This is a genomic window from Endozoicomonas sp. ALC013, from assembly GCF_049310205.1.
Classification (GTDB): Bacteria; Pseudomonadota; Gammaproteobacteria; order Pseudomonadales; family Endozoicomonadaceae; genus Endozoicomonas.
The window spans coordinates 12813-35238 of record NZ_JBLYNS010000042.1; the positions used below are offsets into that span (position 1 = coordinate 12813).

Genomic DNA, 22426 nt, shown 5'->3' on the forward strand with positions numbered 1-22426 from the left:
TTGTTACAAGTTCAACAGACCCTCGATTACCGGTCAGTCATGAACGAACTGATTATTGATCGACTGATAATGAAAACGGATTTTATGAAGCTGGTTTTCGATCTCCTGTTTACTCATGTCCATCTCATCGGCCAGCTGATCCAGTGAGTTGCAGGTAAGCCTCAGCTTTTCGTTGACAATGCCCAGAAGGATAAAAGGGTTGAGGTTCTCGGGGTTTTCGAGTTCCATGGCGGCACTCCGTTCAAGTCAGCTGATGAAAAAACACCACTTGGCTGTACTTAAAACATAGCTCAGCTATTTAACTTTGCCTGCCCGGGTTCTCAGTTGCTGTTGCCTGCGTTCGTCTTTCTTTAATTGACGACGATGGACAACGGTCTTGGCAACTTCTGCGCCCATGTGGGCTTCACCTCGTGCCCTGGCCAGCTGCATCTGTTTTTCACGCTCCGAAAACCGTGCTTTTTGCTGTTCGCTCAGCAGGTCAAAACAGTGCGGGCAGCTGACACCCTGCTGGTACATATCACTTTGCTTATCGGCTTCCGTAATGGGTAAACGACAGGCGTTGCACTGGTCGTAGGAGCCCGGCTCAAGGTCATGATTCACCGTCACCCGTTCATCAAAGACAAAGCATTCACCTTCCCAGAGTGACTGCGCTTTCGGTACCTCTTCCAGGTATTTCAGGATGCCGCCTTTCAGATGGTAAACCTCGTCAAAGCCTTGTTCTTTGAGCAGGGCCGTGGACTTCTCGCAGCGTATGCCGCCAGTGCAGAACATGGCCACCTTTTTATGAGTTTCAGGATTCAGGTTGGCATTGACATATTGCGGAAACTGCCGGAAGGAATCTGTCTTTGGATTGATGGCGTGCTTGAAGGTGCCCACCTGAATTTCGTAATCGTTACGGGTATCCACCACAAGGACTTCAGGGTCACTGATCAGGCTATTCCAGTCTGCCGGTTCCACATAGGTCCCGACGGCCTTTTGTGGGTCAATGTCTTCCACTCCCATGGTGACAATCTCTTTTTTGAGTTTGACCCTGGTTCTTTTGAACGGCATGGATTCACTGAGGGACTCTTTGTATTCAATGGGGTTCAGACGGGTATCCCGGTTAAGCCAGGCCAGCAGCGCATTGATGCCTTCCCGGGTGCTGGCCACGGTGCCGTTAATGCCTTCCCGGGCAAGCAGCAGCGTCCCTCTGATATGGTTTGCTTCCATGGTTCTGAGCAGGGGTTCCCGCAGGCTGGTGAAGTTCTTCAGGGTAACGAATTTATAGAGGGCACAGACCACGATATGAGCGTCTGTTTGAGTGTTTTCTGGAGGCGAGAGTGTCATTGTCTTTATTGTCCTTGGTTAGCGGTCCGGAGCGTAAGTCCGGAGCTAGGAAAGGAATTCTAGCAGAGGCAGGCAGCCTTGAAAAATCCAGCCAAGGCTACAATAGTGCAGAATAATAATGGCCAGATTAAGAATAACACCATGACCCAACCGGTAATTGAACTGCTGCAATCGCACCGATCCATTCGCAAATTCACGGAACAGCCGATCGCAGAGTCCTTGTTGAGAGACTTGATCAGCGCGGGCCAAAGTGCCGCCACATCCAGCAATTTGCAGGGTGTCAGTGTTATTCGGGTCAGAAACCCTGAAACCCGCAAAGCCATGGCAGAGCTTGCCGGTGGCCAGACCTATGTGCAGCAGGCGGCTGAGTTTCTGGTGTTCTGTGCTGACCTGCATCGCTCTGGCTGGTGCTGTGAACAGTCGGGCAACACCATGGCAGACGGAATGACCGAGCATTTCATTATTGCCACGGTTGATGTTGCCCTGTTTGCCCAGAACGTGGTGGTCGCTGCTGAGTCAGAAGGGCTGGGTATCTGCTATATCGGAGGTCTGCGCAATGACCCGCAACAGGTCAGTGATTTGCTGGCGTTGCCGGAATATGTCTACCCCGTTTTTGGCCTCTGCCTTGGGTACCCGGATCAGGATCCGGAGTGTAAACCCAGACTGCCGCTGGAAGCTGTGCTGATGGAGGAGCATTACCAGCCAGTGAATAAGGCGCTGGTGGCTGAATATGATGAAACTATGAGAGCCTATTACCAGCGGCGGACCAAAGGCAAGCTGGATCGGGTCTGGTCTCAGGAAATGTCGGCCTTGCTGGGTAAAGAATCCCGCCCTCACATGAGGTCGTTTCTGGAGAAAAAAGGGTTCAGGATGCGCTGATTCAACTGAGATAAGCTGTTGCTTTAGTACATTGTTTCAATGAGTTTGACGGGTTGTCGTGCCTCCGCATTCCTTTCTTCCTGAGGCTTGTCGAAGGGCGCAAACTCCGGCCCCCGATAGATCGTGCCAAGCCCCCTTCGTCCGTGCATCCTGAGCGGAGCCGAAGGGCGCTCAGGGTGAACGGAGATTGTACACATCAAACTTTATAAACTGATGCAAGAAAAAATGAGGCAAGCTAATGAACCCATTTCTCTTTGAGAGTAACGAGGCATTTATTAACGGTCAGTGGGTTGGTGCACAAAGTGGCCACACCTATTGGGTAACAAATCCCGCTACCGGACAACAGATTGCGGAAGTACCGGATATGGGGGCAGCAGATGCTGAACAGGCTGTTGAAGTAGCCAGTGAGGCCTTTAGTTCATGGAAAAGAACCACAGCCAAAGAGCGGGCAGGGCTTTTGATGAAATGGTTCCAGCTCATGACTTCGTATGCGGAGGACCTTGCTCAACTGTTAACCCTTGAGCAGGGAAAACCCTATAAGGAGGCATATGGTGAAGTATTGTATGGCGCATCCTTTATCGAATGGTTCGCCGAGGAAGGCAAGAGAACCTATGGTGATATCATTCCCTCTACGATGGCAACTGCCCGCTATTTAACGATGAAGCAACCGGTGGGGGTGGTCAGTGCCATAACGCCATGGAATTTTCCCGTTGCCATGATTGCTCGAAAAGCAGCACCGGCACTGGCAGCTGGCTGTACTATTGTTATCAAGCCAGCTGAAGACACCCCATTATGTGCGTTTGCGATGGCCAGGCTTGCGCAGCAGGCCGGAATTCCTGCGGGTGTGATTAATGTTATTACGTCGTCGTCTGCTGTAGAGACTGGTTCGGTGCTAACCACGCACCCTTTGGTTCGAAAGGTTTCCTTTACGGGGTCAACGCCGGTTGGTAAGCATCTTATACGTCAGAGTGCCGATACGGTAAAAAAAGTTTCCATGGAATTGGGCGGAAATGCTCCATTTATCGTCTTTGAAGACGCAGACATCGACAAGGCAGTGCAAGGGGCGTTGATTTCAAAATACAGGAATGCTGGCCAGACCTGTGTATGTACGAACCGCCTTTACGTACAGGACGGGGTCTACGATGAGTTCCTGGAGAAGTACACTGCAGCTGTTGCGGCACTTAAGGTGGGTAATGGCCTTGATAAAGAGACAGACATAGGCCCTATGATAAATAGCCGCGCAATAGAAAAAATTGCGTACCTCGTTAACCTGGCAAAAGAACAGGGGGCTACCGTGCATATGGGCGGGTCCCGATCCAATGTCGGAGACCTGTATTTTGAACCCACCATATTGACCAGTGTTGATGAAAGCATGGATGTGGCTCACCAGGAACTGTTCGGACCGGTCACTACGGTGTTCCGGTTCAAGTCAGAAGCTGACGTCATCCATCGGGCAAATAATACGCCGTTTGGGTTGGCTGCCTATTTTTATTCCCGTGATCTGTCACGAGTCTGGCGGGTCAGCGAAGCATTGGAGTATGGCATGGTCGCTGTTAATGAAGGTATCCTTTCCACCGAGGCAGCACCATTTGGCGGCATCAAAGAGTCCGGCATCGGGCGGGAAGGCTCAAAATATGGCATCGAAGACTATCTTGAAATCAAATATGTTTGTCTTGGTGTAGGAGAATAATCGGGTTTTATTTGATATTGGTTAATACCCTGATCAAGGTTTCGCTCAGCTTTTGGCTGGCCTTGCCCAGATTGTTCAGAAACTGCTCAACATTATCCAGTTCGATATCGATATGATCGGTCACGGATTTGATCGGCAGGAAGTCGATGCCGTAAAGATGAGCGGTGGCAGCAACGGCGGCACACTCCATCTCTTTGGCCATACCCTGGTTTTGCCTGATCCACTGCCTGTCGATATCCGGCATATCGAGGGAGTTGCCTGTGGTGACCACTCCAAGCTTATGCTCAATACCCTGAAAGTATTCGGGGCGATAGGCGGTTGGATAAGCGCCCATGGCAAAACGGTCAAAGCCTTTCAGGGGAACCCGGTGGTCATGGTAAACCACCGGCTGGTCGGAAGTGATGATATCTGCAATATCAGCATCGGCTGAAAAAGCACCGCAGGTGCCCGCATTAATGATCAGCTCCGGAGCAAACTCAATAATGGCGGACTGGGTATTCAGCGCGGCAAACTCGGTGCCTATCCTGTCGACACCGTACTCACTGGATGTGCCATTCAGGGAGATCATGATGGTATTACCAGCAAACTCACCCTGAAAGCGGGGGAAGTGACTTTGCAACCGGGGATCGGCGGGCAGTGCCTTGAGACCCAATTGATCAATGATTGGCCGGGCTTCCGCTGCCATGGCCATAATGATCAGAATTCGTTTCGACATTAGCTCTCCAGCCAGATATCCCTGGCCCATAACCAGATGGATGGCCAGCTGTCGTCAGTCACTTCACCGTCAGCCCAGCGAACCACTTCTCCTTCTTCGGAAATGCCATAGTATTCACCATTGCATTCACAAATGGGGATCAGCTCTCTCGGCAGACCTTCAGCCCAGGCATTGGCTGCGACTTCCGGCAGATAAGTATGGGATTGGGGATCAGTAACCGTCACCGGTTCAATGGAGCCATAAATAACATCACTGACGTGCAGCAGAAACTCCCGGAGTTCGTAGGGAAGGGGAATCAGAATCTGTTCTTCCACTTCCACCAGCTGGTCTTCATCCGGCAGTTCCAGTGGGACTGACACATCCAGGGCCCGTTCCCGCAGTTCTTCAATAATATCTTCCATTGTATGCGACCTTTGTCACCCGCTTTCTACGGTGGGAATACCCGGCAGAGGCAGGGTATTCCCAGCTTATTGCTTTTCACCTGGCTGAAATGAATCAGCCTGGTCAGGACTTCCGTTTTTTCCCTGAGAAAACAGCAGGCCTTTTCTTTGACGCAGTACCTGAAGGCTTTCTGGTGCTGCCATTGCGTGATTTATTACCCGAACGCTGTTTTATCGCAGGCTTTCCTGTTTTCAGGTCAGGTTTGCTTCGCTTGTTGCGGGTTTTACCGGCTGGCTCATCAATCTCAGCAGGACGCACCTCGCCATCTTCAAAGTAGGGCAGAGGTTCTATTTCCAGTGGTTTTTTGATCAGCTGCTGGATACCGGCCAATAACTTTTTCTCTTCCGGGTTCACCAGGGAGATAGCCCTGCCTTTTTGTCCGGCGCGGCCGGTGCGGCCAATGCGGTGCACGTAGTCCTGGGGAACTTTGGGCAGGTCATAATTGATGACCAGCGGCAGCTGTTCGATATCCAGGCCTCTGGCGGCCACATCCGTTGCTACCAGAACATCAAAATAGTTATCCTTAAAATCTTCCAGTGTGCGAATACGCAGGTACTGACTTTTATCGCTGTGAATGGGCTGGGCATTGATGCCGTCTTCTGCCAGCAACTCGGCAACCTTGTTGGCGGCTTTTTTAGTGCGGACAAACACCAGCACTTTCTGCCAGCGACCACCATGGATGAGATAGCTGAGAATCTCCGGTTTGTCCTGCTGGTCCACCGGGTAGAAAGACTGGGACACGGTGTTAGCAGCAGAGTTGGGGTTTTCCAGTTCAATCTTGACCGGATGGCGCATGAATTCATGGGCCAGCTGTTTAATGTCTTTGGAAAAGGTGGCGGAGAACAACAGGTTCTGACGTTTTGTCGGCGCGTTTTGCACAATGTGTTGAATATCGTCACGGAAACCCAGGTCCAGCATCCGGTCGGCTTCATCCAGCACCAGTATTCTCAAACTGTCCAGTTGGATATGCTTCCGGTTGATCATGTCCACCAGGCGACCGGGTGTCGCCACCAGGACATCAACGCCTTCTTTCAGAACCTGCAACTGATCGTCAATATCTACGCCACCATAGACGGCAGCTGTCTTGATAGCCGTGTGCTTGCCATAGGTCTGGAAACTATTATCAACCTGAATGGCCAGCTCCCTGGTAGGGACCAGCACCAGGGCGCGGATCGCTTTACTGGTTCTCATCTGCGCCAGCCGGTGCAGGATTGGCAAAGTGAAACTGGCGGTTTTACCGGTGCCGGTCTGGGCAGATGCCATCAGGTCACGGCCAGTTAAAGCCATGGGAATCGCTTTGGCCTGAACTGGGGTGGGATTCTGGTAGCCCGCTTCATTGACTGCCTGAATCAGCAACTCATCCAGCCCAAGAGCGGAAAAAGGTAGGTTATTGCTCATGTGTATTATTTCCTGCGCCTGGGTGGTTCAAAACCGGAATCGGTTGAGGTGGTTGCAGTGGTGGGTTTGGCTTCGGCCGCCGGTGTACGACGTTTGCCCACGTTCTTCTGCTCCCGGTGACGTTGTTTATCCGCCGGTTGTTTTTTACCAGCGCCTTTTTTACCGGCCGGTTTTTTCTTGCCGGCGGCTTTGCCAGAACTTTTCAGCTTTTTGGGGCCTTTATAGCTGCCCGGCAGTTCTTTGATGGTGCGTTTCTCAAACCGCAGCCGGAGGTAGCGTTCAATACCCGACATCCGGTTCCATTCGTCCGGTCCAATCAGGGAGATGGCCAGCCCCTGTTCTCCGGCACGTCCGGTACGGCCAATCCGGTGGACATAGTCATCACCGTTACGGGCCATTTCCAGGTTGATAACCAGTTCCACACCTTTGATATCCAGGCCTCGGGCTGCCACATCGGTAGCAATCAGAATGTTGATCTTGCCATCCAGCAGCAGGCGCATAACGTGCTTGCGCTCCCGCTGGTCCATATCCCCGTGGAGTACGCCGACCTTCAGGCCTTTAACCCGGATTTTGCCGACAAACTCCTCAGCCCGGGCTTTGGTATTGGTGAACACCAGGGCTTTGTCATAGGTTTCATTCCGAAGCAGCCAGATCAGCTGTTTTTCTTTATGGGCGGCATCGTCCGAGAGAATAATCTGCTGGTGGATATTGGCGTGCTTTTCCTGGACAGAGTTCAGCTTCAGACGGGCTGGGTCGTTCAATACCTGGTAGGCCATTTCACCCAGGCCCCGGGCTTCCAGGGTTGCTGAGAACAGGAAGGTCTGGCGATCGCCATGGCACTCTTCCACGATACTCAAAACATCGGGACCAAAGCCCATATCCAGCATGCGGTCCGCTTCATCCAGTACCAGGTATTCCAGGTCGCTGAAATCGTGGTTGCCGTTTTTTATATGCTCAATCAGGCGGCCGGGGGTGGCAATAATGATTTCGGGGTTTTTCCGCAGAGTGTTTACCTGATGGCGATAGTCCTCACCACCAACGATCAGCCCTGCCTTGATGTAGGTATAGCGTGCCAGGGCTTCACACTCTTTTAACACCTGCAGGCCCAACTCCCGGGTAGGCACGAGCACCAGTGCCCGGGTACTGGTTTTGGGCGAAGGGGTGGTGTGCATATGGTTGAGCATGGGCAGCAGAAACGCTGCGGTCTTACCACTGCCGGTTTCTGCGCTGACCATCAGATCCTTGCCGGTCATAGCCAGAGGCAGGGTTTGTTCCTGAACCGGGGTGGCCTGTTCAAACCCGAGTTCAGAGAGTGCTTTTTGCACCCGTTCATGGAGAGCCAGCTCAGAAAAAAGCAATGGGGAGTTCCTCGACCATAGGTGAAATACGGTTTTCTAGAAGGGAGATAAATGGTGAAGTATTCTATGACTGATGACTTGGAAAGCCAATATGTGAAAATTCATAAATAGTGAGTGGTTTGCGGTGGCTGAAGCAATGGGGTTTCAGTTACCCAACTCCCTGCATTGTTACTGGCTATAACGCTCCTTTGATATTAACATCCCGTTTTTCAGGCATAGTCTTCCCCGAATGCGTTTAGATAAATACCTCTGCGAAAGTACCGAACTCTCACGTGCCAATGCCAAAAAATGTTTGCACCGAGGTGAAGTGACCTGTGATGGCATTGTGGTAAAAAACAGTGCCTTCAAAGTGCCGGATACCTGTGAAGTCCGTTTGCTGGGTGAGCTGGTCAAAGCTCGCGGGCTGCGCTATATCATGCTCAACAAACCCGAAGATACGCTCTGTTCCAATGTGGATGAGGTCTATCCATCGGTTCTCTCGTTGCTGGATATTCCCAAGGCTTATTCACTCCATATCGCTGGCCGCCTGGATGCAGATACGACAGGGCTGGTATTGATTACCGATGATGGGCAATGGTCCCATCGCTTGGCCTCGCCCGTAAAAGTGTGTGGCAAGCGCTATCGCGTGCAATTAGCCGACCCTCTGCCAGAAGATAAGACCGCAGAACTGATTGAGCGGTTTGCCAGCGGTATTGAATTGAAAGGTGAGAAAGCACCGACCAAGCCTGCCTTGCTGAAAGTTCTGACACCCTCAGAGGTATTGTTGACCATTACTGAGGGTAAATATCATCAGGTTAAGCGTATGTTTGCGACCATTGGCAATAAAGTGGTGAGTCTGCATCGCGAACAGGTTGGGGATATTGGCCTTGATGTATCTCTGAGGCCCGGGGAGTGGCGCTATCTGACTCAGGATGAAATCGACTCAGTGTGATCGGCTGACCCGGAAGAATAGCAAATAAGCCCTGCTAATGAATGCCACCTCGCCACGGGCGCTATGCTCAGACAGTCTTTAATCATTTAACTGTGGATCAGCTTGCGGACTTTTTTTGCATGGAGGCGGCAACGGCAAACAGGTAATTTTCGAGGGCGACGGTGGCGCTAAATCCTTCCCATACAGGCACCAGACTTTAAATTGCGTGGTATCAAGGCTTATGGTGACGATATGGCTGCTGTTGGCATTGAATTCTGCCAGGCCGAGCCGGTAAGAGTGGTGCAGGGAGGCTTTTACCTGTAACTCTTTGCGATCAGCCTCAATGCCAATGATCAGAGCGTTGCCGCTACAGTCACAGATGGCAACATGGGAGCCATCGTGGTTAAACTGACCTGATTGAACCCCGCTTTCTGGTACAATATTGCCGATTTGCAACCACTGGCCACTGGCATTACGAGAGTGGATTCTGGCTTGGTGATTGACGCTGTGTTTTGTTGAGTTGTTTCCGGACAGGGTCAAAATTCGGCAGCTATCAGCGCTGAATTGGGTGGAGGTGATTTGACGTTTATGGGTAATGGAATATTGCTGTGACCAACTCCTGTGGTCTACATCAAACTCGTAGATTTTCGCCGAGCAATCATCACTGGCTGTTATTATCAGGAGACTATTGGGACTAAAGCGGGCAGATCTAACCCGCCCGGTATGGTGAATAACCGCTTTAAACTGCCAATTGTTGCCGGTGTCACAACTGAAGATTTTGCAGGTATGATCACTACTGGCCGTCACGACATGTCTGCTGTCAGGGCTGAAGAAAGCTGTCCAAATCCGTTCTGAGTGGGTGATGTCGGCTTTTTTTGTCCAACGGCCATCGGCATTAACGCTGTAAATCGTTGCTGTCTGGCCGCCATTCTGATGAAGGCTGACGGTGATGATATGGTTGCCATCCGGGCTGAACCTGGCTGAGAACACCCTGCCATTATGGTTCAGGGTGGTTCTTGTCAGCCATGTGCCGTTGGCAAACTCATGGATTTTTACGGTGTGATCATCACTGGCAGTCACTAGCAGGCGGCTATCAGGGCTGAATTCAGCTGAATTAACAATCCCCTCATGGGTAATCCTCGCTGTTGATGCCCAGCAGCCAGTTTGATCCACTGAGCAGATGTATGCACTCATATCTTCGCTGGCCGTCACTGCATGGCGACTATCGGGGCTGAAGGTGGCCGATACGATCTCCTTTTCATGGGCAAGGAAGAGTTGCCCTGCCCAGCAGTCAGTGGCAGTACGGCTGGAGATTTTTACCGCCCGGTAGCCACAGCGGCTCATTATATGGCGTTTATCAGCGCTGAGGGAGACCGCCCTGACGCAGCCCCAGCGATGAATGGAGATCTCCCTGTGGTCAAGGTTCTTCGCTGACAGGATATGAATTTTTGCACAGCAATCGGCACTATCACAGTTGGTTACCAGGTAGCTGACATCACTGGGAGTGAGCAGGCACAGGTCGGATTTAAAGGACTTGCACTGAATGTCTGATACTAAAGCCGGGTTAAAGGCTGGAAAGTCAAACATGAGTTTAGCCACCCGGTAAAACAGGCGTTGAGGGAACGATGTTATCTTTTCCGGGTTGCAGGCCTCAAGGTCGTCCGTCGCCTCCCCGGCCAGCTGGCTGCAAAGACGGCTGACCAGCACTTCATCACGGGTAAACTGCATAAGCCAGGCTTTCAGTTTATGTTGGCTGAGTTTTTCGCGATCCGGGTGAATTGCTGCTTTTGTGATGTCTCGAACTGTGCGTACCATGCCTGGCTCCTGACGGTCAGAATACTGGTGGCTAAATTCCTTAAATCCAGACAGGTTTTTTCTATCGCCACAATATCTCTGTGTGATAAATAACCCAAAATCCGTAATAAAGGTTCACTTGGCATGGCCAGTAATGGAAAGCAGTCCCGGGCAGGAACAGTGGTGACACCATGGCTGGTACCATTTTCTGTCGGATCATTGGTCTCAAGTAACGGCTCATTTTTGACGGGCGAAACCTCAGTTTCTATTGTTATTTTAGCGATTTTACTGGGTTGTAGATGATCGCATGTAGAATTTGCCAGTCTTTTTTGAGGAGTTACGGTCTCAAAAGCTAAAGCGTTATAGTCATTAGGTTGGCCAACTTTATTGGTATTCATCTTTAAAACTTCCATGGTACGGAGTAAGGGTGATCCTTGTTAATGGCATGATTTAACTCGTGCGGTAGCTTTGAGTCTTCCGGAGGGAACAGAGATTTAATATCTTCGATCGGACGTACATGGAACTGGGTGAGGGTGTTTTGTAGAAGAATGTGACAGGTGTCAGCCCTGGAAAAGGTTACCGGAACTTTGTGGAGTGTATCGTTGATTGACTTGCCAGCAAAAAATCGGTAACGGTCTTCCTGGACCTGGAAGACATGTAACAGGAGGTAAGTGTTGCCGGAATTGCTACCGTAAGTCCGCAATTCGAAAGCTGCACCGACATTGTTCGCTGTTATGTTAGGGTTCTGCATACTCTTATTCCTTTAAGCTTGTGATTGGTATGTTGTTGAATGTCAAACAGCCACACTTTAAGACAGATTTCTGAAGCAAAAGTTCATGGGAGCCAGTGTGACCGTGTTGGTAGGATCGGGTTCAGTTTCATTTGCTGAGATCGCCCTGTCTGATGCAACCGGGAAAACAACTGGCTTTCAATGCGCTGATGTTTGAGAACCAACCGATCTGTTTTCGGTCAGCGTGCTGGCTGGACAAAAAGACTGAAGTTTTACCGGGGATCAGGCTCAGTGGTTTGGTATCGACGCCGGGCGGATAAGAAAAGGAGATCGAGCGGATATCGTGGTAATCAGCCCGGTGATATGGACTTAAGAGCGCAGCTGTCGGGCTACGCTCTAATTCTATGGCTGAGGACGATTACATCACACGCATGCCAAGCTGAGCGCCTTCGTGAGGCTCAAGAATCCACAGATCCTTACCGCCGGGGCCTGCGGCCAATACCATGCCTTCACTCACACCAAACTTCATTTTACGTGGAGCCAGATTGGCCACCATAACCGTATGTTTGCCCACCAGGGCTTCTGGTGCATAGGCAGACTTGATGCCGGCAAAGACATTGCGAGGCTCGGGTTCGCCAATATCCAGGGTCAGACGCAGCAGCTTGCCCGCCCCTTCCACCAGTTCGGCGTTGACAATTCTGGCGATACGCAGATCAACTCTGGCGAAGTCATCAAAGGTGATTTCATCGGCAACAGGGTCTTTCTCTAACCATTCAGAAGAAACAGCAGACGTTTCAGCTGGCTTATTGGATGATTCCATCTGGGCCAGGACCTCCTTACTGGCTTCGATCATGGACGCTACTTTATCGGCTTCGACGCGGGTCATCAATGGTTCAAATTTATTGACGTGGTGATCCAGAAGCAGGGTCTGGCTGTCCTGCCAGGTGAGAGGGGCAACATTGAGGAAGGCCTCCGCTTTCACCGTCATGGCTGGCAGTACCGGCTTGAGATAGATCATCAGTAGTCGGAACAGGTTGATGCCGGTGCTGCAGATGTCATGCAGAACCTTATCCTTGCCCTGTTCTTTGGCAACTACCCATGGCTTCACTTCGTCAATCCAGGCATTGGCTTTGTCTGCCAGGGCCATGATCTCACGCATCGCCTTGCCAAATTCGCGGCCTTCATAGTGCCCGGCAATACGCTGTGCCGCTGCCTGGAAGTCGGCGGTGAGTTCCGGTGCGCTCTTCTCGGAAGAAAGGGTGGCAGAAAGCCTGCCGCCAAAACGCTTATTGATAAAACCGGCATTACGGCTGGCAATATTGACCACCTTGCCCACCAGATCCGAGTTTACCCGTTGGATAAAGTCATCGGTATTCAGGTCAAGGTCATCAATACGGTTGGAGAGTTTGGCGGCGTAGTAATAACGCAGATACTCAGGGTCCAGGTGTTCCAGGTAAGTACGGGCGGTGATGAATGTGCCACGGGACTTGGACATCTTTTCACCGTTCACGGTCAGATAGCCATGCACATTCACACGGGTTGGGGTGCGATAGTTGGTACCGTGGAGCATGGCTGGCCAGAACAGGCAGTGGAAGTTGACAATGTCCTTGCCAATAAAATGGTGCACCTCGCACTGGCTGTCTTTCTGCCAGTACTCATCAAAGTTCAGGTCATCGCGGCGCTGGCAGAGGTTTTCAAATGCTGCCATATAACCAATGGGCGCATCCAGCCATACATAAAAGTATTTACCGGTTTCTCCAGGAATTTCAAAGCCGAAGTAAGGCGCATCACGGGAGATATCCCAGTCCTGCAGACCGGCATCCAGCCACTCCGCCAGTTTGTTGGCAATTTCTTCGGAGATGGTGCCAGAGCGGGTCCACTGCTTCAGGAAGTCAGCAAAATCCGAGAGTTTGAAGAAGAAATGCTCACTCTCTTTGTCAACGGGAGCGGCACCGGAAATGGCTGACCGGGCGTTTTTCAGTTCCGCCGGTGAGTAGGTCGCTCCACAGGCTTCACAGTTGTCGCCATACTGACCAGAGGCACCACATTTCGGGCAGTCACCCTTGATGTAACGGTCGGCCAGAAACATCTGTTTCTCAGGATCATAAGCCTGAATGATATTGCGACTGACAATATGGCCCTTTTCCTTCAGAGACAGGTAAATCGCTTCTGAGAGCTTGCGGTTTTCTTCCGAGTGGGTGGAGTAATAATTATCAAATGCCACATGGAACTCACCAAAATCGCGAACCCGTTCGATGTTAATGCGAGCCACGGACTCTTCCGGTGACATGCCCTGTTTTTCCGCATGGAGGCTGATGGCGGTGCCATGGGCATCATCAGCACAAACGTAGGTACATTGGTGGCCAGACAGTTTCTGGAAACGAACCCAGATATCAGTCTGGATGTATTCCACCAGATGCCCCATGTGTAAAGGGCCGTTGGCATAGGGCAGGGCACTGGTGACAAGTATTTTGCGTTGGCTCATTCGATTCTGTCTTGATGGTCGGATAAAAAAACGGGAATGCGGCATTATACAAACTGTCCAGAGGAAAGCCTATTCGTGAAAAGTTCGATCGTTGACGATCATCATTTACCTCCCTGCTGGTTAACTACTTTTTGGTGCTCCTGAGTATCTGATCAGTCCTTTGACATCAGATTTCAGGAAAATAACAACGTTTAGTAAAAATCCGACTCGGCTTCAGCGTTTTTCAGTTGATCAAACAGTGATGCTGTTTTTTGCTCATAGGATGGAGTAGCAGCAGAATCTTGACGATCTACGTTCCTGGACCCTGGCACATCCACTGACATCGTTCTTTTGCTATCAGGAAGATCTTTTATCACAGAGCTGAGCTCGGCCCGTATGGGGTACTGACTTTTGTACCCCGAGTTTTTAAATTTGCTGATTTCAGCATTCACTCGCTGTTGAATAACGTCCAGGGGCGTGTCTGGTGAAAACGTCTGTTTGTAAACTTCGTAATGTCTCCTTCGGTACTCGTAGGTGATTTTAATACTGCGGGTGCGGGGTCCGTCGGATAATTCCGATGGCGTACCCACGGTTGCTGCTTTTTTTGCTCCGATCACAGACTTTGCCGGACTGGAAATGGATGCGGACCCGGTTCTCGAAGGCTCTGCCTGCGGTTTTTGAGTTTCTGTTTGAACGGAGGTGGAGTGATGTTGTTCCACCGATGGGGCCCATCTAACCGACTTTTTTCTGGCTTTTGGGTTTCTGGCTTTTGGGGCTATGGTATCCTGAGCACTGGTGCTTTGGTTGGTGTCCAGTCTTTCAGGTGTTTTTTTTGCCGGTTTAAGGTGGGGGTTGGCCACAGATACAACACTGATTGTGAGTTTCTTGTAGACAGGCTTTTCTTTTTGCATGGATTCAGAGGTTAGCTGAATATCATCCTCATTTTTAGGGCTCAATTGGGTTTCCGCCAAACTGTCAGTCTCTGTGGCAGAATCACTCAACGATGGAAGCACTGAGGCTTTATCCGGTTGGGTGCCCGTTTTCTCAGGTGTGTCATTGATTGCTGTTGCATCGTCATCTTCTTTATCAGCCCCGCTGATTTCCAACTCACCCACTTTACTTTCAAGGCTGTGCGTTATGGTTTGGGTAATCGGATTCTGATCTGCAGCTGCTGGTCCGGTTGTGATATCCATGGATGGCAGATAACTCGCGGAATCTCTGGTTATGACTTCATCTTCGAGATGACCACTATCGTCACTGCCGCTGGTTTCAGGCCCAGACTGATACTGTTCTTGACTGAAAAACTCATGCGCGGTTACAAACTGCTCCACGGGACTTCCTGGTGATCCCTGGTCTGTCTCTATATCAACTGGATATTCCTGAATTTCATAGACACCTTCTGTAGAAGATGCGGATGAGGAGGTACTGAGTTGGTCATCCTGTGAGAGCTGGTTTTGTAAAGTGCTGTCGGTTGAGCCTGATGGTGCTTCCGCCGTGTCGGCATCAGGCTGTTCAAACGGTGAGGCAGCAGCTGGAGCATCCTGAACGGTCAGTTCCGCCCATGTTTCTGATGATGACAGCCCGGTGATGTCCGGTTCAGTGATGTGCGTTTCGAGGCTCTGTTGGCGTATCGGTTTGATTTCAGTTGCCCTGACCGGTTGGCTGCTGAGGGAGGATTGAGGCTGGTCAGCACGATGCTCCCGTAAACGTGGCAGCGACGCTGTGTGTCCTTCTAATAAAATCCTTAAACGTTCAGCCTGTTCGTCTGCCCTGGCGAGAAGGGCAGAAAACGACTGGCTGGTGCTCTTCTTATTGGTGTTCAGTGTGAAAGCTGACTGATAGTGTTGATCCGGGATTTTCCGCTTTCTGGTCGGAAGCTGTTTGGCATGTCCCTCTGCTGAGGGATGCAGGTGAGAAGAGAGTTGCAGAGTATCAGAATCAGGCGAGAATTTATCAGTCTTCATGCCGTGGTAAAGCGTTTTTGCTTCTTCCCGGGACGACGCAGTGGCCGAATGGGGAAGGTTCTGCTCACGGGGACGGTGGATCGTATGATCGTAACCTGAACCTGGGTATTGTAGGTCCATTCTCACTCTCCTGATTAAAAACCTCCTCTTCAGATCATTGAGACCGTTTGAAAGTTTCCTGAGTTGACTATTTTCTCGCTAAGTAAATATTCGTATTTTTTAATTCTTTTGAAATCAAGGCGCTAATTTTTGCAACTGATGATTATATTAGTGATCTACGGCCGTACAAAGATGGTTTTTTATCATGAATTTTTTAATTATGTTTCGAGGCAATCGTTGATAAAATAATGTCAGCAAGACATGGGCTTACATTCATCAGGAGACCCGTGGGCCTCACAAGCACTCTGGTTCGAGTGCGCTAATTTGTCATGAGCCAGTGCTGATGGTTTTTGTGTCCTTTACTCATTGCCATGTCATGGCTTCGGCAGCAAACTTCCCTGTCCGGGCTGACAATGGTTATTCCTGTGTCGCTTTTTCTGTGTTTATGAAACCGTATGGCAAACAGGGTGATATCATTGATCAAGCTAGACCAGAAACGGGAAGGCAGGTATTGTTGATTACATGACTGACGAGAACAAACACTACATTCGCCGACGCAATGCGGGCGCATTACCCTGGGAAATTGAGCCGGATACCCGCAAGCAGGAAGAGCATCCTGTGTTTGGTCAGGCTCAGCCTGTCATCCGTGAGGGGGCCCGGGTTCAGCCTTTGCCGGAAGATTTTGCTCCATCCCGGGAAATTCTGGAGTTTCTCCAGGCCCATCAGGGCATACCCCTGGAATTTATTGCTACCCAGCTGGTTGATTTCAAGTTGTACTGGCATGAAACGGGTGAGGCGCGAAAAGCCTGGCAGAACAAGTTCAAATCCCACGTCATTTACCAGTGGAAGCGGAATCAAAGTGAAACAGGGCAAAGATCTCATCGATCAACAGCTGAAAAGCTTACAGACCGGAGCTGGGACGACGGCTTCCAGTTCGAAGACTGCGAGTGATCAGCGCTCCATCGCTCAACAAGCGCCTGCGGCCTGTGATCCGGCAGCGTCCGGACCTGGTACGCAACAGGCCCGTTCCGGGGCCGATCATGTTGATGCCATTAATGCGGTTTTCACGCTACTGGAAGATGCTTATCCCCTGAAGTTCAAGCGGGCTTTCCAAACCCATGAAGATATCATCCGAGCCAAGCGGGTCTGGAAAAACTCTCTGCAGGAATTCAGCCCCCGTCGTATTTTGATGGCGGCAAAAAAGGCGCTTGATACCGCTAAATTTTTTCCCGATCTCAGTGATATCCGTGAGCAGTGCAAGCTGCGATACGATGAAGTGGGGCTAAAAGAGCCCCTGCAGGCTTATTATGAGGCCTGTTATGCCCCGCACCAGCACAGAGACTATCCATGGTCGCATATTGCGGTCTATCTTGCCGCCCGTGAAACCGGTTGGATGATGCTGCGCAGTGAAGAACAGCGGATCGCTTTTCCGGTATTTGAGCGAAACTATGAAATACTCTGCAACCGGGTACTGGAAGGTGAAGATCTGGAGGCCAGTATCCTGAAAGGGATTGAAGATAGTCGCAGTAAAGAAGTCACCCGTCTGGCAGAAGAGGCGGCGCAACAGCATCAGCGGGAGACGATGATTTCCCAGGGTATTGATCCGGATAATGGGGCATCAGCCCGGGATCGGTTAAGGACAGTGTTTGACCAGGGCTGATACTGAATCATCCCTGATGCAATGCAGGGAGCCCTGAACTCCGTGAATCGACTGAACAGTATTGGCAGTAAATCCTGCGCGGTGATGTGTACGCAAAGCTGGCCTCTTGAATTTCTCGCCTCAAACCCTCATTAAACCGAATATTATTTTCCCGCCGACTGGAGTGTGGCCATGAATCCAAGCCGAGCCGATATTGAAGCGGCGATCCGCAGCTATCAGGACCCTTACCTGAAAAACAATTTGCTGGATGCTGGCTGTCTTGAATCCCTGAACATTGACCATGGCAACGTCAGCGCCTCACTGGTGCTGGGTTACCCGGCCAAAGGCCTGTGTCATGGGGTGGCCCAGATGCTGGCCAGTAAAATCGAAGATGTTGATGGCGTTGCGTCGGTGGATGTTTCGGTCAACTGGCAAGTGGATCCGGCACCGGTTCAGGGTGAGCTGGAAACCATGGCCGGTGTGAAGAACATCATTGCCGTGGCTTCCGGTAAAGGTGGGGTGGGTAAATCCACCACCGCAGCAAATCTGGCATTGGCACTGGCGGCAGAAGGTGCGCGGGTGGGTATTCTGGATGCCGATATCTATGGCCCGAGTATGGGGCAGATGTTTGGTATTGCCGATGGCACCCGGCCGGACGTGAAGAATGAGAAATTTTTCGTGCCCATTGAGGCCCATGGTATCCAGGTGATGTCCATGGCGTTTCTGGTGACCGAAGATACCCCTGTGGTATGGCGTGGCCCCATGGTCAGTGGTGCCCTGATTCAGTTGCTGACTCAGACGATGTGGCATGACCTGGATTACCTGGTGATTGACCTGCCTCCGGGCACCGGTGACATTCAGTTAACCCTGGCTCAGAAAATTCCGGTTTCCGGCAGTGTGGTGGTGACAACACCTCAGGATCTGGCGCTGATTGATGCCAGAAAAGGTGTGGAGATGTTCCGCAAGGTTGGTGTGCCTGTTCTGGGCGTGGTGGAAAATATGGCGGTTCATATCTGCTCAAACTGTGGCCATACCGAGCATCTGTTTGGTGAAGGTGGGGGAAGCCGTATCGCTGATCAGTTTGAAATCGACCTTTTGGGCTCCCTGCCTCTTTCCATGATGATTCGTGAACAGGCAGACCAGGGCGCGCCTACGGTTGTTTCTGAACCGGAATCACAGATCGCCATGATCTACCGGGATATGGCCAGGCACATGACGGCAAAACTGTGGTTACGTCATCAGCAGGCCCCGGCCGTGCCATCCCTGTCAGTGGTGGATGACTAAAAGTGTTTGATTTTCTGGCGGACTTTGTCCAGAAACTGGCTTAACCGGGGTTTGGCAATCTTATCCATGCGGTACAGGGTCAGCCAGTCAATATCCCTGCATTGGGTGACGGCCTTCAGGCTCAGTTTCATCATTTTGCGGGGTGGGTTACCGATCAGGGCCATCCGCCAGCGGGATGCGCCCTGGGTGGTAATGATCAGAATCTTCTTCAGGTTGGTTAGCTTTGGCTTTACCCCATCCGGACCAAAATCGGCCACGACCGAGGGAAGCCAGACTCGATCCAGCCAGCCCTTCAGGATGGCCGGCGGTCCCATCCACCAGGTGGGATAGATCATGATCAGGGCTTCAGCCCATTGCAGTTGTTGCACATAGTTCTCGACAGTAGCGGTGTTGTCCCTGTCCTTATAGGTTCTTCGCTCGGCGGTGCTCATTCTGGGCTCAAAATTTTCCTGATAGAGATCCAGCGTTTGTACCTCAAATGATTTTGCCCTCAGCTCATCAGACACCACCTGCAAGATGCTGGCGTTGTAACTCTCAGGAACCGGGTGGGCAAAGACAACCAGTGTTTTCATGCAAGCATTCACTCCATGCCTTTATTCGTCTGGCCTGATTGTAACGCTTATTGAATGGGGCGTAACCGCTGTGTGTTCGTCTATGCTTGGTTGATCACCCGATCTAAAAAGACTAACAGCATGGACAATTTCTTCCAGCAGTGGCGTACCTATCGAACCGTTGTTGACCAGGGCTACATGGGGCACAACAGTATTGCTGACCATATCCTCAGGCAGATAGAGCCGCTGCCGCAAGGTTCGGATATTCTTGATCTGGGCTGTGGCGATGCCGAGGTGTTTTTCCAGCTGCTACCGGAGCTGACGGTCAATGCGTATCGGGGCGTTGATAGTTCTGCTGCGGCTCTTGAGGTTTTGACCCGGCGTTTTAACGGCAGGGATGTGGCGTTTCAACTTGACTGTCAGGATATGATGGATTTTTTATCGTCCTGTGATGGTCAGTTTGACATTATTCTCGCCGGGTTTTGTATCCATCACCTGTCGTTTGATGATAAAAAACGGTGTCTGGAGATGGCTTATCGCTGTCTTCGAGAGCATGGGGTGATGTTTATCTACGATGTATTTTTACAGCCCGGCGAATCCCGGCAGCGATACCTTGCAAATTATCTGGCTTATATGCATTCCAACTGGATAGCCATGTCAGTTCAGGAGTTGGAGGCATTGAGTGCTCATATTACGGACTGTGACTTTCCGGAAGAGGTGCAGACGTTTCGGCAATGGTCAGAAGACGCCGGTTTTAAACAGGTCATAAACCTGTGGGAAGGGGAGTGGCATTCCCATAAGCTGCTTCAGCTTAACCGGGGGTGATGGCACAGTGACGGTTACTCTCTGTTCTCCCTGAATATTGATCTGGGTCAAGATAGTGGTTTACCGCAATAGGTCATACTGATCCCGACGGTGTTTCTTCCGGGAGCCAGGGATATGAATAATGACAACCCCTTAGTTAGCATGACGGCTGAACAAATCATGTGTCAGAAGGTGATGACTGTTCCCTCTGACTGGTCAGTGGATCGGTTGGCGCGCTTTTTGACGGATAAGGCCATTTCCGGTGCGCCGGTGGTGAATAATGCCGGACAGTTGATTGGCGTTGTGTCATTTTCCGATATTGTCCGGCATGCAGACAGTTGTCTGGTTGATCTGGCCAGGCGGGATGATGATTTTTACAGCACCATGATCGACGATTCACTGTCACCGGAAGATCAGCGCTCGTTTCATGATCTGGTGGATCAGTCCGTTCTGGTCAATGATATTATGACGCCGATGGTGTTTGAAGTGTCTCCGGATACACCGCTGATCCACGTCGCTGAAGCGATGGTTAAAGGGCGTATTCACCGGGTTATGGTCACCAGGGATCGCTCACTGAAGGGGGTAATCAGTGCGCTGGATCTGTTGAAGGTAATGACGCTTTAGCGTACTAAGCGTTGATACCCACACCGTTCGTGCTGAGCTTGTCGAAGTACGGTGGCACCATCCTTCGACAAGCTCAGGATGAACGGGGTGTACGGGTATTAACGCTTTGCCGCACTGGTGCATGGTTTCAATGAGTTTGACGTGTACAATCTCCGTTCACCCTGAGCGGAGTCGAAGGGTGCTTGGCACAATCTATCAGACTCCGGAGCTTCCGCCCTTCGACAGGCTCAGGACGAACGGAGTGCGGAGGCACGACAAACCGTCAAACGCATTGAAAGCATGTACTAGGTGTTTGCGGAGTATTGCTCCTGCATTTTCAGGATACTGTACATAAAAAAGGTACCGGTTGACCGGTACCTTTTTGAAGATCGCTAACCGTGTAGTCCAATCAAATCAGAAACGATTAACGAAAGATCCTCATTTCAACCCGACGATTCTGCGAACGGTCGCTTCCTTTGCTGTTGAGGGTAGCAGGGCTGTGTTTGCCTTTACCCGACGTTGTAATACGCTCTTCTTCTATACCTTTATGCATCAGGTACGCTTTTACAGCGAGGGCCCGACTCTCAGAAAGATTCTGGTTTGCCCGGCTTGAACCAATTTTGCAGGTATAGCCCGTGAGTTCGATACGCCTGGAATCACCCATCTGTTCTGCCACCGTATCGAGTAACTTGCGATCTTCCATATCCAGAACCGAAGTTCCAAAATCAAAATATATGGCCTCGGGTGGCTTTTCCGCAAAAGCACAGAAGGGACCAAAGTCACAGTCGAAAACGCTGTTGGTTGATTGGTAATCACTGGCGGCCATTTCACTGCTGGTTTGCTTTAAGCCGCAGGCTGTTGTCAGAAGGGCTGCTGTCAGAAGGGCGGTTATTTTGAGTTGCCTTATCATGGTAATTCTCCATCCATGGTGTTTAATGATGTTTGATTCCCTTTAATGGGAATTTCTACTGAGTATAGTGTTGTGCTTTCCCGTTGCAGGAGCCTGTTGGAAAATCTTTTGGGCAGGTGTCAGTAAGACTGATTTTTGACAGAGTGTGCGGGTTTTCAGGGATGAGCGGCAGGACTCAGGGAGCCACTTGTAAAAGTGCTGCCTCCTGGTCACGCCTCTACACCCCTGGTCATTCGACAGGTGTGGAGAGGTCACCCGGAGTCAGCAACCATCAGACATGAATTTCAGCGCCGGTTAAATCTCAGTCAGTACCAGGGCTGCTGGTTTGTAAGGCAGGTTTTGTGCCTGGGCAACGCTTTCACAGGTAACAACACCCCGGCAAACATTCAGGCCTGCCAACAGGTGAGGATTATCTTCCAGAGCCTTGCGAGTCCCTTTGTTGGCAATCTGAAGAACATAAGGCAGTGTTGCATTGTTCAGTGCCAGGGTAGAAGTACGGGCGACCGCACCGGGCATGTTGGCAACGCAATAATGCACCACTTCATCAACGATAAAGGTCGGTTCGGCATGGGTGGTCGCCACGGAAGTTTCTGCGCAGCCACCCTGATCAATGGCCACATCGACAATAACAGAGCCTGATTTCATCCTGCTAACCAGCTCCCGGGTGATGAGCTTGGGCGCTGCTGCTCCGGGCAGCAGAACACTGCCAATGACCAGGTCAGCGGATAGCACATGCTGCTCGATAGACTGGGAAGTGGAGTATACGGTACGCACACGGTTGCCATATTGGGCATCCAGCCAGCGCAGGGCATCCACTGAACGGTCAAGTACCACCACCTCGGCACCCATGCCGACTGCCATCGCGGT

At 51.0% G+C, this 22426-nt stretch carries 22 protein-coding genes; 8 read left to right on the forward strand and 14 right to left on the reverse strand.

Translation table 11 applies throughout. The features are described from left to right. Nucleotides 1–33: 33 nt before the first annotated feature. Together ACO6V1_RS10030 and ACO6V1_RS10035 are read right to left on the reverse strand one after the other, a co-directional pair. A complete protein-coding gene (locus ACO6V1_RS10030) occupies nucleotides 34–228 on the reverse strand; it encodes a DUF4250 domain-containing protein (protein WP_101744843.1) in 195 nt (64 codons plus the stop codon). A 66-nt stretch (nucleotides 229–294) separates the two neighbouring features. After that, on the reverse strand, nucleotides 295–1326 hold the full coding sequence (locus tag ACO6V1_RS10035; protein ID WP_422449364.1) for a rhodanese-related sulfurtransferase: 1032 nt from the start codon (nucleotides 1324–1326) through the stop codon (nucleotides 295–297). Nucleotides 1327–1467: 141 nt separating this feature from the next. Here ACO6V1_RS10035 and nfsA point away from each other — a divergent pair, with 141 nt between their 5' ends. Further along, a complete protein-coding gene (gene nfsA, locus ACO6V1_RS10040; protein ID WP_422449362.1) occupies nucleotides 1468–2205 on the forward strand; it encodes an oxygen-insensitive NADPH nitroreductase in 738 nt (245 codons plus the stop codon). A 238-nt stretch (nucleotides 2206–2443) separates the two neighbouring features. After that, nucleotides 2444–3895: an NAD-dependent succinate-semialdehyde dehydrogenase gene (locus ACO6V1_RS10045; protein WP_422466743.1), complete on the forward strand. Its 1452-nt coding sequence runs from the start codon at nucleotides 2444–2446 to the stop codon at nucleotides 3893–3895. A gap of 7 nt (nucleotides 3896–3902) precedes the next feature. Here ACO6V1_RS10045 and ACO6V1_RS10050 read toward each other — a convergent pair whose 3' ends face one another. The 4 genes from ACO6V1_RS10050 to ACO6V1_RS10065 all read right to left on the reverse strand — a co-directional run bounded on the left by ACO6V1_RS10050 (nucleotide 3903) and on the right by ACO6V1_RS10065 (nucleotide 7807). After that, nucleotides 3903–4610, reverse strand: a complete 708-nt coding sequence (locus ACO6V1_RS10050; protein WP_422449358.1) for a hypothetical protein — start codon at nucleotides 4608–4610, stop codon at nucleotides 3903–3905. After that, a complete protein-coding gene (locus tag ACO6V1_RS10055) occupies nucleotides 4610–5011 on the reverse strand; it encodes an SMI1/KNR4 family protein (RefSeq protein ID WP_163370593.1) in 402 nt (133 codons plus the stop codon). Before ACO6V1_RS10055 ends, ACO6V1_RS10050 begins: the two co-directional genes overlap by 1 nt. 103 nt (nucleotides 5012–5114) lie before the next feature. After that, entirely contained in the window at nucleotides 5115–6449 is a 1335-nt protein-coding gene (locus ACO6V1_RS10060; protein WP_422449355.1) for a DEAD/DEAH box helicase, read from the reverse strand. 5 nt (nucleotides 6450–6454) lie between these two features. After that, nucleotides 6455–7807, reverse strand: a complete 1353-nt coding sequence (locus ACO6V1_RS10065) for a DEAD/DEAH box helicase (protein WP_422466745.1) — start codon at nucleotides 7805–7807, stop codon at nucleotides 6455–6457. A 229-nt stretch (nucleotides 7808–8036) separates the two neighbouring features. On the opposite strand from ACO6V1_RS10065, the gene rsuA reads away from it, so the two are divergent. Continuing rightward, a complete protein-coding gene (gene rsuA, locus ACO6V1_RS10070; protein WP_422466747.1) occupies nucleotides 8037–8738 on the forward strand; it encodes a 16S rRNA pseudouridine(516) synthase RsuA in 702 nt (233 codons plus the stop codon). A 78-nt stretch (nucleotides 8739–8816) separates the two neighbouring features. Here the strand turns inward: rsuA and ACO6V1_RS10075 are convergent, their stop codons facing one another. From ACO6V1_RS10075 to ACO6V1_RS10095, 5 genes are all read right to left on the reverse strand, one after another. Continuing rightward, a complete protein-coding gene (locus tag ACO6V1_RS10075; protein ID WP_422466748.1) occupies nucleotides 8817–10532 on the reverse strand; it encodes a WD40 repeat domain-containing protein in 1716 nt (571 codons plus the stop codon). After that, nucleotides 10457–10909 carry an F-box protein gene (locus ACO6V1_RS10080; RefSeq protein WP_422466750.1) on the reverse strand — a complete coding sequence of 151 codons (453 nt, stop codon included), beginning with the start codon at nucleotides 10907–10909 and terminating at the stop codon, nucleotides 10457–10459. The genes ACO6V1_RS10075 and ACO6V1_RS10080 overlap by 76 nt, the downstream gene beginning before the upstream one ends. Nucleotides 10910–10911: 2 nt before the next feature. After that, nucleotides 10912–11262, reverse strand: a complete 351-nt coding sequence (locus tag ACO6V1_RS10085; RefSeq protein WP_422449347.1) for a hypothetical protein — start codon at nucleotides 11260–11262, stop codon at nucleotides 10912–10914. Between the two features lie 397 nt (nucleotides 11263–11659). After that, on the reverse strand, nucleotides 11660–13771 hold the full coding sequence (gene metG / locus ACO6V1_RS10090; RefSeq protein ID WP_422466752.1) for a methionine--tRNA ligase: 2112 nt from the start codon (nucleotides 13769–13771) through the stop codon (nucleotides 11660–11662). A gap of 146 nt (nucleotides 13772–13917) precedes the next feature. Next, nucleotides 13918–15789: a hypothetical protein gene (locus tag ACO6V1_RS10095; protein WP_422449343.1), complete on the reverse strand. Its 1872-nt coding sequence runs from the start codon at nucleotides 15787–15789 to the stop codon at nucleotides 13918–13920. Nucleotides 15790–16290: 501 nt separating this feature from the next. On the opposite strand from ACO6V1_RS10095, the gene ACO6V1_RS10100 reads away from it, so the two are divergent. From ACO6V1_RS10100 to apbC, 3 genes are all read left to right on the forward strand, one after another. Further along, entirely contained in the window at nucleotides 16291–16719 is a 429-nt protein-coding gene (locus ACO6V1_RS10100) for a DnaT-like ssDNA-binding domain-containing protein (protein ID WP_422449341.1), read from the forward strand. Further along, nucleotides 16628–17428 carry a replication protein P gene (locus ACO6V1_RS10105; RefSeq protein ID WP_422449339.1) on the forward strand — a complete coding sequence of 267 codons (801 nt, stop codon included), beginning with the start codon at nucleotides 16628–16630 and terminating at the stop codon, nucleotides 17426–17428. The genes ACO6V1_RS10100 and ACO6V1_RS10105 overlap by 92 nt, the downstream gene beginning before the upstream one ends. Before the next feature lie 171 nt (nucleotides 17429–17599). Continuing rightward, nucleotides 17600–18691, forward strand: a complete 1092-nt coding sequence (gene apbC, locus ACO6V1_RS10110; RefSeq protein ID WP_422449337.1) for an iron-sulfur cluster carrier protein ApbC — start codon at nucleotides 17600–17602, stop codon at nucleotides 18689–18691. On the opposite strand, the gene ACO6V1_RS10115 is transcribed toward apbC, so the two are convergent. Next, on the reverse strand, nucleotides 18688–19263 hold the full coding sequence (locus ACO6V1_RS10115) for an NAD(P)H-dependent oxidoreductase (RefSeq protein ID WP_422449335.1): 576 nt from the start codon (nucleotides 19261–19263) through the stop codon (nucleotides 18688–18690). The genes apbC and ACO6V1_RS10115 overlap by 4 nt on opposite strands. A gap of 120 nt (nucleotides 19264–19383) precedes the next feature. Between ACO6V1_RS10115 and ACO6V1_RS10120 the strand changes: the two genes are divergently transcribed. Both ACO6V1_RS10120 and ACO6V1_RS10125 read left to right on the forward strand, forming a co-directional pair. After that, a complete protein-coding gene (locus ACO6V1_RS10120) occupies nucleotides 19384–20067 on the forward strand; it encodes a class I SAM-dependent methyltransferase (RefSeq protein ID WP_422466754.1) in 684 nt (227 codons plus the stop codon). Between the two features lie 114 nt (nucleotides 20068–20181). Continuing rightward, a complete protein-coding gene (locus tag ACO6V1_RS10125) occupies nucleotides 20182–20670 on the forward strand; it encodes a CBS domain-containing protein (RefSeq protein ID WP_422466756.1) in 489 nt (162 codons plus the stop codon). Between the two features lie 403 nt (nucleotides 20671–21073). Here ACO6V1_RS10125 and ACO6V1_RS10130 read toward each other — a convergent pair whose 3' ends face one another. Both ACO6V1_RS10130 and ACO6V1_RS10135 read right to left on the reverse strand, forming a co-directional pair. Continuing rightward, the gene (locus tag ACO6V1_RS10130; RefSeq protein ID WP_422449329.1) at nucleotides 21074–21559 is read right to left on the reverse strand and encodes an OmpA family protein; all 486 of its coding nucleotides are present in this window, start codon (nucleotides 21557–21559) and stop codon (nucleotides 21074–21076) included. Nucleotides 21560–21853: 294 nt separating this feature from the next. Next, nucleotides 21854–22426: alanine dehydrogenase (locus ACO6V1_RS10135; protein ID WP_422466758.1), on the reverse strand; the 573-nt coding region annotated here is incomplete at its 5' end.

Bases quoted from the DNA above. Each gene is read 5' to 3' on its own strand.
- ACO6V1_RS10030 (WP_101744843.1), bottom strand. From the start codon at position 228: ATGGAACTCGAAAACCCCGAGAACCTCAACCCTTTTATCCTTCTGGGC.
- ACO6V1_RS10035 (WP_422449364.1), bottom strand. From the start codon at position 1,326: ATGACACTCTCGCCTCCAGAAAACACTCAAACAGACGCTCATATCGTG.
- nfsA (WP_422449362.1), top strand. From the start codon at position 1,468: ATGACCCAACCGGTAATTGAACTGCTGCAATCGCACCGATCCATTCGC.
- ACO6V1_RS10045 (WP_422466743.1), top strand. From the start codon at position 2,444: ATGAACCCATTTCTCTTTGAGAGTAACGAGGCATTTATTAACGGTCAG.
- ACO6V1_RS10050 (WP_422449358.1), bottom strand. From the start codon at position 4,610: ATGTCGAAACGAATTCTGATCATTATGGCCATGGCAGCGGAAGCCCGG.
- ACO6V1_RS10055 (WP_163370593.1), bottom strand. From the start codon at position 5,011: ATGGAAGATATTATTGAAGAACTGCGGGAACGGGCCCTGGATGTGTCA.
- ACO6V1_RS10060 (WP_422449355.1), bottom strand. From the start codon at position 6,449: ATGAGCAATAACCTACCTTTTTCCGCTCTTGGGCTGGATGAGTTGCTG.
- rsuA (WP_422466747.1), top strand. From the start codon at position 8,037: ATGCGTTTAGATAAATACCTCTGCGAAAGTACCGAACTCTCACGTGCC.
- ACO6V1_RS10075 (WP_422466748.1), bottom strand. From the start codon at position 10,532: ATGGTACGCACAGTTCGAGACATCACAAAAGCAGCAATTCACCCGGAT.
- ACO6V1_RS10080 (WP_422466750.1), bottom strand. From the start codon at position 10,909: ATGAATACCAATAAAGTTGGCCAACCTAATGACTATAACGCTTTAGCT.
- ACO6V1_RS10085 (WP_422449347.1), bottom strand. From the start codon at position 11,262: ATGCAGAACCCTAACATAACAGCGAACAATGTCGGTGCAGCTTTCGAA.
- metG (WP_422466752.1), bottom strand. From the start codon at position 13,771: ATGCCGCATTCCCGTTTTTTTATCCGACCATCAAGACAGAATCGAATG.
- ACO6V1_RS10095 (WP_422449343.1), bottom strand. From the start codon at position 15,789: ATGGACCTACAATACCCAGGTTCAGGTTACGATCATACGATCCACCGT.
- ACO6V1_RS10100 (WP_422449341.1), top strand. From the start codon at position 16,291: ATGACTGACGAGAACAAACACTACATTCGCCGACGCAATGCGGGCGCA.
- apbC (WP_422449337.1), top strand. From the start codon at position 17,600: ATGAATCCAAGCCGAGCCGATATTGAAGCGGCGATCCGCAGCTATCAG.
- ACO6V1_RS10115 (WP_422449335.1), bottom strand. From the start codon at position 19,263: ATGAAAACACTGGTTGTCTTTGCCCACCCGGTTCCTGAGAGTTACAAC.
- ACO6V1_RS10120 (WP_422466754.1), top strand. From the start codon at position 19,384: ATGGACAATTTCTTCCAGCAGTGGCGTACCTATCGAACCGTTGTTGAC.
- ACO6V1_RS10125 (WP_422466756.1), top strand. From the start codon at position 20,182: ATGAATAATGACAACCCCTTAGTTAGCATGACGGCTGAACAAATCATG.
- ACO6V1_RS10130 (WP_422449329.1), bottom strand. From the start codon at position 21,559: ATGATAAGGCAACTCAAAATAACCGCCCTTCTGACAGCAGCCCTTCTG.